Source organism: Streptomyces sp. HNM0574, from assembly GCF_012726235.1.
Classification (GTDB): Bacteria; Actinomycetota; Actinomycetes; order Streptomycetales; family Streptomycetaceae; genus Streptomyces.
In genome coordinates this window covers 465959-479562 of sequence record NZ_JAASAH010000001.1, presented here as the reverse complement: position 1 = coordinate 479562, position 13604 = coordinate 465959, and the positions used below count along the sequence as shown (strand labels likewise).

The window sequence follows — 13604 nt, the reverse complement described above, 5'->3', positions numbered from 1 at the left end:
ACCTCTTCATGACCACCGTCACCTCGCCAGACGCCCCGACGGGCGGCACCCGCACCCCCCTTGGTGCGCGTGCCGCCCGTCGGGCGCTCGTGCTGTTCGCCGGGCTCGTCGTGCTGGCCCTCGCCATCGCGGCGAGCCTGATGTACGGCAGCAGCGACACCTCGTTCAGCGACGTCGTCCACGTACTGTCCGGCACCGCCGACGCGAACACCACGACCGTCATCGAAAGCCGCTACCCCCGCACCGCGCTCGGGGTCCTCGCCGGGGTCTGCCTCGCCGTCGCGGGCTCGCTCATGCAGGGCGTGACCCGCAACCCGCTGGCCGAGCCCGGCCTGCTCGGCATCAACGCCGGCGCCTCCGCCAGCATCGTCGCGGCCACCGCGTTCCTCGGCGCCACCGGCAGCACCGCCACCATGTGGTGGGCACTGCCCGGAGCCCTGCTCGCCGGAGTCCTCGTGCACGCCATCGGCTCGGCCGGATCGAGCACCAGCCTGGTGCGCCTCGTCCTCGCCGGAGCCGTGCTCACCGCCGTCCTCACCGCCTTCATCCAGGCCGTGACGCTCAGCAAGCCGCAGGTCTTCGACAGCTACCGGTACTGGGTCGTCGGCTCCCTCGCCGGGCGGGACTTCGACGTCCTGTGGTCCGTGATGCCCTTCGCCGCCGTCGGCTTCGTCGTGGCGCTCCTCCTCGGACCCAGCCTCAACGCCCTCGCCCTCGGCAACGACGCCGCCACCGCCCTGGGTTCGAACCCGGCACTCGTCCGCGGCGCCGGACTCATCGCGGCGACCCTGCTCAGCGCGGCGGCCACGGCGGCCGCCGGGCCCATCGCCTTCGTCGGCCTCGCCGTCCCGCACATCGTGCGGGCCCTCGTCGGGGTCGACTTCCGGATGCAGATCGCCTTCTCCACCATCGCGGGCCCGGCCCTGCTGCTCCTCGCCGACGTGGTGGGGCGCGTGGTGCTGCGCCCGCAGGAACTCATGGTCGGCGTCGTCACCGCGTTCATCGGCGCACCCGCGCTGCTGTACGCCGTACGCAGGATGAAGGGGGCGGCATGACGCGGCAGCCCGAGACCACCACGGACCACCACGAACCGGGCGCCACCGGGACACTCCTCGAAGCGGAACGGACGCCCGAACAGGACGGCTCTGCACGCGGACACCTCACACTCGGGCGGCATGTGGCCCTGCCCGCGCGGCGGGTGGCCGTGATCGCCGCACTGGTGCTGGTCCTGCTGATCCTCGCCACCTCCGTCGCCACCTTCGCGCTCGGACGGCTCGGCATCCCACTCTCCGGGGTGCCCGACCTCCTCTCCGGGGACATCGGCGTCAAGGAGAGCTTCGTACTGGAACGCCTGCGCGGGCCGCGGCTCGTCGTCGGCCTCGGAGTCGGCGCCGCACTCGGCCTCTCCGGCGCGCTGTTCCAGTCCGTCACCCGGAACCCGCTCGGCAGCCCCGACATCATCGGACTCGCCGCCGGCGCCGGAGCGGGCGCCGCCATCGCCGCGCTGATGCTGCCCGGCATCGTGCCCGTGCCGCTCGGCGCCGTCCTCGGCGCCACGGGCGCGATGGCGCTGGTGTACGTCTCGACGGGCTCCGGCTTCCGCAACCGCGGACGGCTCGTCGTGGCCGGCATCGGCGTGGCCGCACTGGCCACCGCGATCACCCAGTACGTCGTGTACGCCGTGGAACGGGACAAGGCCTCGGCCCTCACCGCCTACATCCACGGCAGCCTCGCCACCCGCGACTGGAGCCAGGCCGCCACGATCTGGATCATCGTCGCGGCGCTCGTGCCGCTCGTCGCCGCCATCTCCCGGCGCCTGAGCATCTGCGAGATGGGCGACGACCTCGCGGCAGGGCTCGGGGCACGGCCCGGCAGCACCAAGACCCTCGCCGTGACGCTCTCGGTGATCCTGTCGGCAGCGGCCGTCAGCGTCGCCGGGCCGATCGCGTTCGTCTCGCTGACGGCACCGCAGATCGCCAAGCGCGTCACCCGCGGTACCGGCCCGCACCTGACGCTCTCCGCACTCGTCGGAATGCTGCTCATGGCACTGGCCGACCTCGCCTCGCAGCAGCTCCCGCTCTTCGAGGAACTCCCCGTCGGCATCTACACGATGGGCATCGGCGGCCTCTACCTCGGCTACCTCCTGACCCGCGAATGGCGCCGCGGCACCCTGTGAACCACCCGGACGACGACGAGGGGCACCCCGGAGATCCGGGGTGCCCCTCGTCGTTCCGGCCGGTCCGTCACTTGCCGCCGAGCACCAGATTGAGGCCGAACCCGACGAGCACCACACCCGTCACCCGGTCCATGCCCCGCCGCACCGCACCGCGCTGGAACCAGCCCTTCGCCAGCCCCGTCCCGAACGTCAGCAGCGTGAACCAGAGCATCGCCTCCAGCGCGTGGATCAGCGCCAGCCCCAGCCCCATCGGCAGATGCGGCGCCCCCACCGGGATGAACTGCGGCAGCATCGCGACGTAGAACACCCCGACCTTCGGGTTCAGCAGATTCGTCAGCATCCCCCGCGACCAGACCCGCAACGCCCGCTCCTCCCCACCAGCCGGAGCGGCCTCCGCCATGACCACCGCCTCCTCCGGACGGCCACGACGGCGCAGCGTCTTACGGATCATGCTGAACCCCAGCCACAGCATGTACGCGGCACCCACCACCTTCAGCACCGTGTACGCCAGATGGGACGCCGTCAGCAGCGCCGAAATCCCCACCGAGGCCGCGACACCCCAGACGAACGCACCACTGATGATCCCCAGCGACGTCACCATCGCGTGCCGCCTCCCCCGCGTCACGGCAGACCGCAGCACCAGCGCCGTATCCAGCCCCGGCGTGATCGTCAACACAGCGGCAACCAGGGCAAACGAAGTAAGAGCGGAGGAGACGTCCATGGCGGAATGATGGCAGGGGGGTGGGGGCTCGGAGCTGGGGGGGCTGGGGTTGGGGTCCACGGTCCGGCGGGGGCGGGCTGCCTGGGGGTGTCCTGCGGTTCAGGGTGTGAGCGGCTCAGGGGTCAGCGTGGTCCGGGGTGCTCTGCGGCTCGGGGTGCTCTGCGGCTCGGGGTGCTCTGCGGCTCGGGGCCAGGCGCCCGGGGCTGCGTCACGGGCCGGGGGCGCTGAGGGTGCCGACGCTCGGGGGGCTCTGCAAGTTCGGGGTGCACACAGCCCGGGAGAGCAACATGGCGCGGGGCGCCCTGCCGTTCGGGCCACAGTCCGGGGGCGCGCCACGGTCCCGGCGCCGACAGCTCGGGGTGCCTTGCAGCCCGGGGCCACCGACCCGGGGCGCACCACTGTCCGGGGTGTCGACGATCGGGGGTGTCTGCAAGTTTGAGGTGCCCACAGCCCGGGAGAGCAGCATGGCGCGGGGCGCCCTGCCGTTCGGGCCACAGTCCGGGGGCGCGCCACGGTCCCGGCGCCGACAGCTCGGGGTGCCTTGCAGCCCGGGGCCACCGACCCGGGGCGCACCACTGTCCGGGGTGCCGACGATCGGGGGTGTCGACGGTCTAGGGGTGTCCTGCGGTTCGCAGTGCCCACGGCTCAGGGGGTTCAGCAGCGTCCGAAGGTGACTGCGGCTCGGGGGTTCCCACTGCTCGGGGGCAGCACTGCCTGCGGTTCGGGGCCACGGTTCGGGGAGGCACCACAGCACCACGGTCCGGGGGTACCGACGGTCCAACGGCGGCTGCCGCAAATGCCTGGGCACCGCGCGCCGTCCCCGTGTACAAAACACCGCCGCACCGACGACGCAGCCCGAGGGAAACCCATGACACTGGTCTCGCACACCGCCGCCGAAGCCGACGAGCCGGACGGCGCGGAGGGCGTCGCCGGCTCGGACGTCTCCCCCGAAGCTCTCGCTGCCCTCACCGACCACAGCCGCTTCCCGCCCACGCTCCCCGTCGTGGCCTCCATGCGGAAGCACGCGAGCGGGCGCCGGTGGCTGGCCGGGCTTCCCGCGCTGGTCGACGAGTTGCGCGGGATGTGGCGGCTGCGGCTCGGCCCGCCCTTCCACGGCGGCAGCTGCTCGTGGGTGGCGCCCGCCGTCCTGCCCGACGGCACCCCGGCCGTGTTCAAGGTGACCTGGCCGCACCCCGAGGCCCGGCACGAGGCCGAGGCGCTGCGCCTGCGCGCCGGACACGGCGCCGTCCGCGTGTACGCCCACGACGCCGACCGGTACGCCCTGCTGCTGGAGCGCTGCGACCCGGGCACCGAGCTCGGACGCGCCACCCACCTTCCCCCCGAGCACCGATTGACGGCGGCCTGCGCCGTACTCCGTCAACTGTGGTCCGTACACGGTGACTTCACGGCGATGGACACCGTCCGCACCATCACCGCCGACTGGGCGGACGTGGCCGAGGAACGTGCCGCCCGCCCCGGCTGGCCCGACGCCCTCGACACCGGCCTGTTCACCCTCGCCGCCGGACTCCTGCGCGAACTCCCCCTCTCCGCACCCCGATCGGTGCTCGTCCACGGCGACTTCAACCCGGGCAACGTCCTCGCGGCCCGCCGCAGCCCCTGGCTGGCGATCGACACCAAACCCATGACGGGCGACCCCGCCTTCGACCCCTGGCCCCTCATCGAACAGGTCGACGACCCGTTCGCGTACGGCGACGCCGCGCACACCGTCCTCACCCGCCGCACCGCACTCGTCGCCGACGCACTGGGCACGGACGTGGACCGCGTCCGCGCCTGGTGCGTCGCCCGGCACGTCGAGTACGCCCTGTGGTCCGTCGACGAGGACGAAAACCGCACCCGCAGCGTCGAGTTGCTGCGCCAGGCCCGCGTCCTCGCGGACGTGGCAGGCCTGTGACCGGCGCCCACGAGCGCCGATGACCGGGACGGATCCTCGCGGCTACTCCCCCGTGGCTCCGTCGGCGAGTTCGCGGGAGACGTCCAACTGGCCGACGTGACGGGCGTACTCCTGCAGCACATGGAAGAGGATCCAGGACAGCGCCGGCGCCTCCCCCTCCGAGCCGAAGCGGCCACCGAGCCGCGCCCGGGCCAGGGACGGGTCCAGGACCGCCGCCACGATCCGCCGCGACCGCTCCGCCTGCTCCCGGAACGCCGCCAGCACCTCCTCGACGCCCACCCCCTCGGGGACGTACCACTCCCCCGACGCGTCCTGGTCACCCCACGGATCGCTCACCTGCTCGCCCTCGAACCCCCAGACCAGCCACCGGCGTTCCATGTACGTCAGGTGCCGCACCAGCGTCAGCGGCGACCACCCCGACGGCACCCGGCTGCCCCGCAACTCGGCCTCCGACAGCCCCTCCAGCTTCCGCAGCACCGCCCCCCGGTAGTAGTCGAGATGCCCGCCCATCAGCTCCCAGGCCCCCGCAACCGACAACTCCGGCTCCCCCGGCGGCAACGCCGGCACCTCAGCACCCATGCCGTACCCCTCTCCCCGATTCCACGGGCCCCCACGTCATCGGCCCCGCGCCACGGCTCGTCAGCGGCCCCTCGCCATCACTCATCACCCTAGCCACGACCACTGACAACGCCCGGGGCGCGGAACCCGCCAAGCCGCCCATCCCCCGCCATCTCCACGAAAGTTGCCCCGAGCACGCACCGCCGATCATGGGCAGGTAACGTGACATATGGTCAGCCGGGACGCGTACGAATCCGTCCCGAACGGGTGCCACGGGGGATACACACATGCGCAGCACACACCGCACCACACCGCACACCGAACCCCGGGAGCCGCACGCTTCCCTCCGGTTCCGGTCCGCGTAACCACGCCCGCCCGCCCGGCAGCCGGGCCCCGGGCTCCCCGCTGCCCGTTCATCTCACCGCTGTTGTCGCTGACTTCGGGAGTACACCTTGCGACATATGGACACCACTCTGCCCACACTCGCCGCCCCGCCCACGAGCGACCCACAACCGACCTGGGTCTGGGTGGTCGTCGGCGGCATCTTCCTCGTGGGCATTGCCGTCGGCGTCGTCGCCCCGTTCCTCGAGAGCCTGAAAAACCGGAAAGTCCCCCTGGAGCAGCAGAAAGAGAACCTGCTGCACGACCTGAGAACCGGCCACGTCCACACCCGTGGATACGTCCGGCTCAACCCGTCCACATACCCTGGCCTCTCAGGTGCGGCGGCGGAGGAGATCGCCGCCGAAGCCGGTTTCTTCCGGCAGACCGCGGGAGCCAAGGGGAACTGGCTGTTCCATCCCGAGCAGATGCCCGAAGGACCCGTCGACACCGGAGATCCGAAGGGCACAATCTCTGCGGGCGACGCGAGCACCGGGGCCAGGCGGAGCGAAGGCCGGAAAGCGGGAGGCATTCTCCTCCTCATGGTGGGCATCGGCGCCGGGCTGGCGCATGTCACCAACTGGGTCAACGGGAACATGCTCGAGTGGATCGACTACGGCGACGGCGTCACGCTCGCCGTCACGCACGTGCTCAATGTGCTCGCACTCGTCTGGGGGTTCCGCCTGCTGTTCGGGAAACCCAAGAAGCGGTGATCGGACCACACTCAGCACCGACGGAATAGGGGGAATCATGGCCGACTTCGAAGTCGACCTCGCCGAGCTGCGCAAGCTCAAGAGCAAACTCACCAGCAGCAAGGACCGGATGGAGGAGTCCTTGCGGCGGATGAAGGACACCGGTCCCAAGAACCTCGGGAAGCGTTCGCTCGACGCGGCCTGCGAGGACTTCGAGGACGACTGGGAGCACGGGCTCAGCGAGACGAAGAAGCGCATCGAGATCCTCGAAGAGGGAATCGACGCGATTCTGAAGAACTACGAGAAGACCGAATCCGAGATTCACAAGAGTCTCACGTCGAGCACAGGGGGAAGATAGTGGCGGACGACTGGAGCGGGCTCGGCTGGAACCCCACCCCCGGCCATCCGCGACTGGCCACGAATCTCGCGAACCACCTCAAGGGAACGGCGGATGTCCTGAAGGACACCCACGACCTGCTGGATTCCCTGACGAAGGAGAGTTCGCACTGGAAGGGCAAGGCCAGGGACGCGTTCACGGACAAGATATCCGACCTCCCCAAGTACCTTGCCGATGCGAAGGATTCACTGCGCGGGGCGAGCAAGGAGATCCAGTCCTGGAGCGACTCCCTCGAGAGCATGAAGACGAAGGCCGGCAACTACGAGGCAGACGCGAAGAAGGCCAGGAAGCGGGCCGAGGAAGCCGAGAAGGCGTACGGGAAGGCCCGCAGCAACCCGGATCTGAACCTCGCCGGGCAGACCTTCAGCAAGGGCGCCGAACTCGACAGCGCACAGCGCCGGTTGGACGCCGCCAACAGTGAGGTCGAGTCCGCGTGGAAGCGGCTGGACAGCGCGCAGTCGGAGCTCGAGGAGCTCATCGACGCGGCGAAGAAGCTGGAACGCGACCACGGCGACACCGCCCAGGACCACGCGGACCAGATCCGCAAGCACGCCGAGGACCACGCCCCCGACAGCGGCGTCTGGTCGAAGATCTCCGACTGGTGGGACAAGCACGGCGGCGACCTGCTGACCGTCGCCGCCACCGTCGCCGGAATCGCGGCCATCTTCGTGCCCGTCCTCGCCCCCGTGGCCATCGGTCTGAGCCTGGCGGCGGCGGGCCAGCACGCGTACCAGTACGCGAAGAGCGGCAAGGACATGTGGCCGCCGACATCGAGCAACCTCAGCGAATGGGCCACCCTCGGCGGCGACGTGCTGGGCGCGGTCCCCGGCGTGGGCCCGGCCGTACGCGGCGCCAAGGCCGCCATCGCGACCAGCCGCGGCGCGAACGCGGCCCGGATGGCCACCGGTTTGAAGAACTCCCGCGCCATCGTCCAAGCCGCACGGGGCGCCGAGGGCGCGACGGGCGCCTCCCGCGCCGTCCAGGCGGCGAAGAACGGGGCGGTGCACTTCAAGGAGTACTCCAAGGCCGCCGACCCGTCGAACCCCATCTTCACAGGGACGGTCGAACGAGCGAGCCGCGCGCTGGGCGCCTCGGACTCGGCTGCGGCGATGGCGTCCGACGTCACCCAGGCCACCGTCACCGGAGGGCTCGCGGCGCCGACGGCGATGTCGCTGTGGGACTCCAGCGACTCCACGGCCAATGCCGCGACGGCCGGCACCGTCATCAACAACGGCGTGGTCGCGGGCGGTATGGCGGCCGGCCCGGTCCAGAAGATCTCCGCCCTCGCGAAGGCCCTGTGATGCGCGACCTCACCGAACAGCACCGGCCCGCGGGCCAGAACGCCACGCAGCAGCAGAGCGGCCCGGAGACACAGGACAACCGGCAGACACAGGACACCCCGCCGGCGCAGAACGAGCAGCGAGAGCAGGCCCCTGCCGCACCGGAGCAGGACGCCCCGCAGGATTCCGAACCGCCCGGGGACCCGATCCCGCTCTGGTACCGGATCCCCGACGGGTTCCATCCCGTCGACTTCGCGCGGCTTCCGGAGGAGCGGCTGGAGGAGGTTGTCGCGGACCTCGGCGGGGTCTATACGGGTGCGACGCGGGAGCAACTGGTCGCCGCCGCGCTCAGTTTCGAGGTGACGCTGGCGAGGCTCGCGGACGAGGGGGTCGTGCACTTCAGCTCCTTTCTGCTGCGCACCGAGGGGGACGAACTCGTCTCCGGTGTCTGCCAGATCGCCGTGGTCGAGCGTCCGCCGGGTGACCCGCACATGTATCCGCTGAGCGTGCTGCGCGACGAGGACGCCCTGGAGACGGGGACGCACCAGGGCATCGTGGAGCTCCCGGCGGGGCTCGCCGCCGTGACGGTCTCCGGTCACGAAGTGACGGTTCCCGGGGCCGCGTTCGGGGTGGCTGAGGACTCGGTGTCACGGCTGCGGACCGTCACCTTCCAGCTGGCGTTCCCGCACGTGGCGGAGGCCGTGTCGGTCTCCCTGGCGACGGAGGACCTGACGCACGACGACGAGTTCCTGGAGCTGGCCACCGTGTTCGCGGCCGGGATCTCCTTCACCCCTCCGCCGGAGCCCCCGACGGAGGAGGAACTGCGCGCCGCGGAACGCGTCCACGCGGACATGCAGGCCACCTTCGGCTGAAGGCCACGGTCGGCTGGAAGCACCTCCGTGCAGATGTCCTCCCTTCGCTGAAGGTCACGGTCAACTGACGGCCGGCCTCAGCTGATGACCGCCCGACGGCAGCCTGCCCGCCAACCGATGGGCGCAGGGCCGCCGTTCGAGGGCGCTCGCCCGGCGTGCGTACGTCACGTCGGGCGAGTGCCCTCGGCCCCGTCAAGAGAGGCCCTGGTTCCGCCCGCTCACCTCCTCGACGCCCTCGCATGAGCCCCGTCCGCCTTCCGGCTGCACTGCCGCACCGTCGTGGGAGCGCGGCAGCGCCACCGCCGCCAGGGCGGCGACGAGCGCGCACAGGAGCGCGATCGCGGTGAACACCGGCCCGTACGCGGGTATCGCGTCCGTGGGCCCGCCGGGCTCCCGCGATGCCGTGCCGGGCAGGGTGACCAGGGCCGCCAGGCCGATCGCGCCGCCCATCTGGCGCGCCGCGTTCATGAGTCCGGAGGCCGCGCCCGCGTCGTCGGCCGCGACGCCGGAGGTCGCGAGGACCGTGACCGGGGTGACGAGCAGCCCCATCCCGGCGGACATGACGATGCCGGGGCCGAGCATCCCCACGAGGTAGCCGTCGGCCGCCCCGGCGGCGCTCTGCCACAGGAAGCCCACGGCAGCCAGCAGCGCGCTCAGGACGATCAACGTGCGTGCCCCGGTACGCCGCATGACGGCGGGAGCGCAGCGGGCGGCCACGATGCCCACCAGGGTGTGCGGGAGGAACCCGACGCCCGTCGCCAACGCCCCGTATCCCAGGGCCTCTTGCATGTGGAGCGAGAGGAAGTACCACATGGGGATGAAGCAGGCTCCCGCCAGCAGCATCACGGCGTTCCCGGCCAGGACGGCCCGGAGTCGGACGAGTCGCGCGGGCACCAGGGGCGCACGGGCCCACCGCGCCTCGACGGCGGCGAAGGCGGCGAGCGAGACCAGCCCGACGGCCACCCCCGTCACGGCCGCGGGCGATGACCAGCCGTCCGCCCCCGCCCGGCTCAGGCCGTGCACCAGGCCCCCGACGCCCACCGTGGCGAGCACCGCGCCGAGCACGTCGAGCCGGCGGACCGTACTCCCGCTTCCGCCCGACGCTCCCCTCGCCGGGCCTGGACCGTCCCCCGCGCCCGTGGGGAGCAGGCGTATGGCGGCGAGCAGGGCGAGCGCGCCGACGGGGACGTTGATCAGCAGGATCCAGCGCCAGGACAAGGTGTCCGTGAGGACGCCGCCGATCAGGTTTCCCGCCGCCCCGCCGGCCGAGCTGACGGCCGTCCAGACCGCCAACGCGCGGGTGCGCGAGGGGCCTTCGGGGTGGGCGGCCGTCAGGATCGTCAATGTGGCGGGAGCCAGCACCGCGGCCCCCAGCCCTTGGAGGGCCCGCATCGCCGTCAGCGTTCCGGGCGAGGCCGCGAGTCCGCCGACCAGGCTCGCGCCCGTGAAGAGGGCCAGCCCCAGCAGGAACGTCCGCCTGTGGCCGAGGAGATCGGCCAGTCTGCCGCCGGGCAGCAGGAACCCGGCGAAGACGAGCGCGTACGCCCCGACGACCCACTGGAGCCCCGCCGGGTCGAAGCCGAGCGCGGCGCGGATGGACGGCAGCGCCACGTTCACCACGGACACGTCGAGCACCACCATGAACTGCGCGGCACACGCCAGCGCCAGCACCCCGGCGCCCTGACCCGGCAACTTCCCCCGTCGCACCATCGCGCCCCCTCCGCCCCTCGTCCCGTCCGGCGACCCGCGAATTTTTGCGGATACACCTGTATCCTCTCTTGCAGATACAGGTGTATCATAAAAACCGTCGACGACACAGCCGGGAATCGTCAGGACAACCGGCAGGACTTTCAGGGGACTTCAGTGCCGGACGGCTCGTCCGGCCGCAGAAAGACAGGAGGACATCGCGTGCCCAAGCGGGTGGATCACGCCGAACGGCGGGCGCACATCATCGACGCGTTGGTGCGCGTCGCCGCGCGGGAGGGGCCGCATGCGGTGACGATGCGTTCCGTCGCCGCCGAGGCGGACGTCTCCCTCCGCGTCGTGCAGTACTACTTCGATTCCAAGGCCGAGTTGACGCGCGCCGCTCTCCAGCGCCTGGAGGAACAGAGCCATCAGCGCTGGGCCGAGCGCCTGGAGGGCCTCCCCCAGCCGGTCACGGCACCCGCCTTCGTGGAGGCGTTCACCGCCGAGGCCCTCCCTTCGGACGAGCCCAGCCGCACCTTCCACCAGGTGTGGACCTCGTACGCGACGCTCGCCAGGACGGACCCCGAACTCGCGGACCAGCCCCTGGTCGAGGGCCCCGCCCGGCTGGAGGGCCAGCTCCGCGACATACTCCAACAGGCCCAGGACGACGGCACCCTCGCCCCGAAGGTGGACGCCGAGGCGGAGGCCGCCCGACTCCTCGCCGTCAGCCACGGCCTGGGCACCGGCGTCCTGGTCGGCCTGCACAGCCCCGAAACGGCGAGAACGGTCCTCCGCTACCACCTCGCCGACCTCTTCGACGACGCCGGCCACCCGGGCGGCCCGCACCTCGACGTCCGGGTGGAGAACGCAGAGCGGGATTCGGAGCCGGAGTCAGAACCCGTGCCAGAGCAAGCAGTTGAGCCAAGGAGAGAGTCGTAAACGATCACAGCCCCCGCCCTGTGCCCACGCCCGCATCACGGCCCGGAACCGGAACACGGGCCGATGACGAACCCGCCGCCCTCCTCGACCGGCACCACCTCCTCCTTCGGAAGCTGCTGTCCCGGGATCAGGTCGATGAACTCACCGTCGAACAGGGGCAGTTCCACCTCGTGCTGATCGGTGCCGAGCGTGTGGTCTGCCTCGCCCGGACCGGCGCCGCCGCGGCCCGGCTGCCCCGGCGGGCGGCCGCTCTGCGCGCCGTCGCCGCCCTGGGGCTCGGCGTCCGCACCCCGGAGCCGCTGGACGTCTCCGTCGCGGGGCACGTTCCGCCGTACCTCGTGCTCAGCCGCGTCCCCGGTTCCCCACTGATACCGGACGAGCTCCGCACCGCCCTCGAAGCGGACGACGACAGCCCGGTCGCGTCCCAGTACGCCCGGCTGCTGGACGAGTTGGCGGCCGCCGGGCGGGGCGAGCCCGCGCGGGCGGGGCTGCCGCGCCCGGCGCCGGACCGGTGGCGGCGATTCGCCGAAGAGGTGCGCGCGGAGCTGTTTCCGTTGATGTCCGAACGCGGGCGGCGGCGTGCGGAGCAGCGGCTCGCGCCCCTCGCCGGGCTGCCGCACGTCGCGGGTGCGGTGGTCCACGGTGATCTGGGTGCCGAGAACGTCCTGTGGACCCGGGACGGCGACGGCCTGCCCGTGCTCAGCGGCGTGCTCGACTGGGACGAGGTCGCCCTCGGCGACCCGGCCGAGGACCTGGCCGCGATGCGTGCGAGTCACGGGCCGGCGTTTCTGCGCCGGGTGGTCGCGTCGCTCGGGGTGCCGGACCCGTACGGCCGCCTCCCGGAGCGGATCGCGGCCATCCACGGCACCTTCGCCCTCCAACAGGCCCTCGCGGCGCACCGGGACGGCGATGACGGCGAGCTGGACGACGGTCTCCGGGGCTTCCGCTGACCGGCACGTCCCGGGCTGTCACGCGCGAACGGCCAGGAGCGGGCGGAGGGTTTCGTAGGCCCAGGCGCCGAGTGAGGTGGGGGTGGTGGTGAGCAGGTCGCGGGGCTGTTCCGGAACGAGTCCCCGCATCCCGGCCGACATGCCCACGATGCCCTCTACCGCCCCCGACGGCAGCCCGGCGTCCCGGAGTTGGGCCCGGAGCGCGTCCTCGCTGACGGTCTCCAGCCGGATCGTGCGGCCGAGCGCCTCGGTGAGGATGCCGGCGACGCCCGCGAACGTGAGGTCCTCGGGGCCGTGCACCGCCTGCACGGTCCGTCCGTGCCAGTCGTCGTTCAGCAGTCGCGCCGCGACGACGTCCCCGATGTCGCGCGGGTCGACCCACGCCATCGGCATCCCGGGGTCGAAGGGGGTGGTGAGGACGCCGCGGGCGAGGCCGTCGAGGTCGAGGAGGAGGTTGCTGAAGAAGTAGCCGCAGCGCAGGTGGAGGACGTCGGCGCCGCTCGCGTCGAGCTGTTCCTCAATCCGCGCCAGCCCGTCGACGTGCCCCGCGCCGTGCCGCCGCTCCGCGCCGATGCTGCTGAGCAGGACGACGCGGGCGACGTCGCCGGAGCGGGCGGCGGCCGCGATGTGCGCTCCGGTCCGCTCCGAGGTGTCGATCGGCTCAGGGTGGGTGTGCGGCGTCGGGTCGACCCAGAACACGGTGCGTGCCCCCGCCGTCGCCTCCCGCACGTAGGTGCCGTCGGTGAGGTCGCCGCGCCGTACGTCGACGCGTGCCCGGGTGTCCGCGTCCAGCCGGGCCGGGTCGCGGACGAGCACGCGCGGGCGGACACCGGCCTGCAACAGCAGCCGGACGACGCGCGATCCGACGTGGCCGGTCGGAGTGGTCACGGCAATGGTCATGGCGGAAGGTCCTTCCACGGAGCGCGGGCGAGATGCGGACGTGCTGCCACCGTAGGGACACTTGAGGCCAGAACCTGTCCGCAACGAGCCGCACCATCGACGGGAGCCCGAACCGGCGGCACCGCAGGAACGAGGGAGGTGAG

At 72.1% G+C, this 13604-nt stretch carries 13 protein-coding genes; 9 read left to right on the top strand and 4 right to left on the bottom strand.

The genetic code is table 11. The annotated features are described in order from the left end of the window. Positions 1-8: 8 nt before the first annotated feature. Positions 9-1055 carry an iron chelate uptake ABC transporter family permease subunit gene (locus HCC30_RS01970; RefSeq protein ID WP_169440183.1) on the top strand — a complete coding sequence of 349 codons (1047 nt, stop codon included), beginning with the start codon at positions 9-11 and terminating at the stop codon, positions 1053-1055. Beyond that, positions 1052-2176, top strand: a complete 1125-nt coding sequence (locus tag HCC30_RS01965; protein WP_169440182.1) for an iron chelate uptake ABC transporter family permease subunit — start codon at positions 1052-1054, stop codon at positions 2174-2176. The genes HCC30_RS01970 and HCC30_RS01965 overlap by 4 nt, the downstream gene beginning before the upstream one ends. Positions 2177-2243: 67 nt before the next feature. On the opposite strand, the gene HCC30_RS01960 is transcribed toward HCC30_RS01965, so the two are convergent. After that, positions 2244-2897, bottom strand: a complete 654-nt coding sequence (locus HCC30_RS01960; RefSeq protein ID WP_169440181.1) for a LysE family translocator — start codon at positions 2895-2897, stop codon at positions 2244-2246. A gap of 868 nt (positions 2898-3765) precedes the next feature. Here HCC30_RS01960 and HCC30_RS01955 point away from each other — a divergent pair. After that, positions 3766-4809, top strand: a complete 1044-nt coding sequence (locus HCC30_RS01955; protein ID WP_169440180.1) for an aminoglycoside phosphotransferase family protein — start codon at positions 3766-3768, stop codon at positions 4807-4809. A gap of 42 nt (positions 4810-4851) precedes the next feature. Here HCC30_RS01955 and HCC30_RS01950 read toward each other — a convergent pair whose 3' ends face one another. Further along, complete coding sequence (locus HCC30_RS01950; RefSeq protein ID WP_346776452.1) at positions 4852-5346, bottom strand: DinB family protein; 495 nt, start codon at positions 5344-5346, stop codon at positions 4852-4854. 482 nt (positions 5347-5828) lie between these two features. On the opposite strand from HCC30_RS01950, the gene HCC30_RS01945 reads away from it, so the two are divergent. From HCC30_RS01945 to HCC30_RS01930, 4 genes are read left to right on the top strand one after another with little or no spacing between them, the layout of a single operon-like run. Then, positions 5829-6458, top strand: a complete 630-nt coding sequence (locus HCC30_RS01945) for a hypothetical protein (RefSeq protein ID WP_169440179.1) — start codon at positions 5829-5831, stop codon at positions 6456-6458. Positions 6459-6495: 37 nt separating this feature from the next. Further along, complete coding sequence (locus HCC30_RS01940; protein WP_169440178.1) at positions 6496-6795, top strand: hypothetical protein; 300 nt, start codon at positions 6496-6498, stop codon at positions 6793-6795. Next, positions 6795-8135, top strand: a complete 1341-nt coding sequence (locus tag HCC30_RS01935) for a putative T7SS-secreted protein (protein ID WP_169440177.1) — start codon at positions 6795-6797, stop codon at positions 8133-8135. Before HCC30_RS01940 ends, HCC30_RS01935 begins: the two co-directional genes overlap by 1 nt. Further along, positions 8135-8986, top strand: coding sequence for a hypothetical protein (locus tag HCC30_RS01930; protein WP_169440176.1), 852 nt, complete (start codon positions 8135-8137; stop codon positions 8984-8986). The genes HCC30_RS01935 and HCC30_RS01930 overlap by 1 nt, the downstream gene beginning before the upstream one ends. Before the next feature lie 192 nt (positions 8987-9178). Here HCC30_RS01930 and HCC30_RS01925 read toward each other — a convergent pair whose 3' ends face one another. Continuing rightward, entirely contained in the window at positions 9179-10696 is a 1518-nt protein-coding gene (locus HCC30_RS01925; RefSeq protein WP_169440175.1) for an MFS transporter, read from the bottom strand. Positions 10697-10894: 198 nt separating this feature from the next. Between HCC30_RS01925 and HCC30_RS01920 the strand changes: the two genes are divergently transcribed. Both HCC30_RS01920 and HCC30_RS01915 read left to right on the top strand, forming a co-directional pair. Continuing rightward, positions 10895-11611 carry a TetR/AcrR family transcriptional regulator gene (locus HCC30_RS01920; protein ID WP_169440174.1) on the top strand — a complete coding sequence of 239 codons (717 nt, stop codon included), beginning with the start codon at positions 10895-10897 and terminating at the stop codon, positions 11609-11611. A gap of 20 nt (positions 11612-11631) precedes the next feature. Further along, positions 11632-12561: a phosphotransferase gene (locus HCC30_RS01915; RefSeq protein ID WP_169440173.1), complete on the top strand. Its 930-nt coding sequence runs from the start codon at positions 11632-11634 to the stop codon at positions 12559-12561. An 18-nt stretch (positions 12562-12579) separates the two neighbouring features. On the opposite strand, the gene HCC30_RS01910 is transcribed toward HCC30_RS01915, so the two are convergent. After that, positions 12580-13461 (bottom strand): NAD(P)H-binding protein, encoded by an 882-nt coding sequence (locus HCC30_RS01910; RefSeq protein ID WP_169440172.1) that lies wholly within the window; start codon positions 13459-13461, stop codon positions 12580-12582. Positions 13462-13604 lie beyond the last annotated feature (143 nt).

Bases quoted from the DNA above. Each gene is read 5' to 3' on its own strand.
- HCC30_RS01965 (WP_169440182.1), top strand. From the start codon at position 1,052: ATGACGCGGCAGCCCGAGACCACCACGGACCACCACGAACCGGGCGCC.
- HCC30_RS01925 (WP_169440175.1), bottom strand. From the start codon at position 10,696: ATGGTGCGACGGGGGAAGTTGCCGGGTCAGGGCGCCGGGGTGCTGGCG.
- HCC30_RS01955 (WP_169440180.1), top strand. From the start codon at position 3,766: ATGACACTGGTCTCGCACACCGCCGCCGAAGCCGACGAGCCGGACGGC.
- HCC30_RS01970 (WP_169440183.1), top strand. From the start codon at position 9: ATGACCACCGTCACCTCGCCAGACGCCCCGACGGGCGGCACCCGCACC.
- HCC30_RS01930 (WP_169440176.1), top strand. From the start codon at position 8,135: ATGCGCGACCTCACCGAACAGCACCGGCCCGCGGGCCAGAACGCCACG.
- HCC30_RS01910 (WP_169440172.1), bottom strand. From the start codon at position 13,461: ATGACCATTGCCGTGACCACTCCGACCGGCCACGTCGGATCGCGCGTC.
- HCC30_RS01960 (WP_169440181.1), bottom strand. From the start codon at position 2,897: ATGGACGTCTCCTCCGCTCTTACTTCGTTTGCCCTGGTTGCCGCTGTG.
- HCC30_RS01945 (WP_169440179.1), top strand. From the start codon at position 5,829: ATGGACACCACTCTGCCCACACTCGCCGCCCCGCCCACGAGCGACCCA.
- HCC30_RS01940 (WP_169440178.1), top strand. From the start codon at position 6,496: ATGGCCGACTTCGAAGTCGACCTCGCCGAGCTGCGCAAGCTCAAGAGC.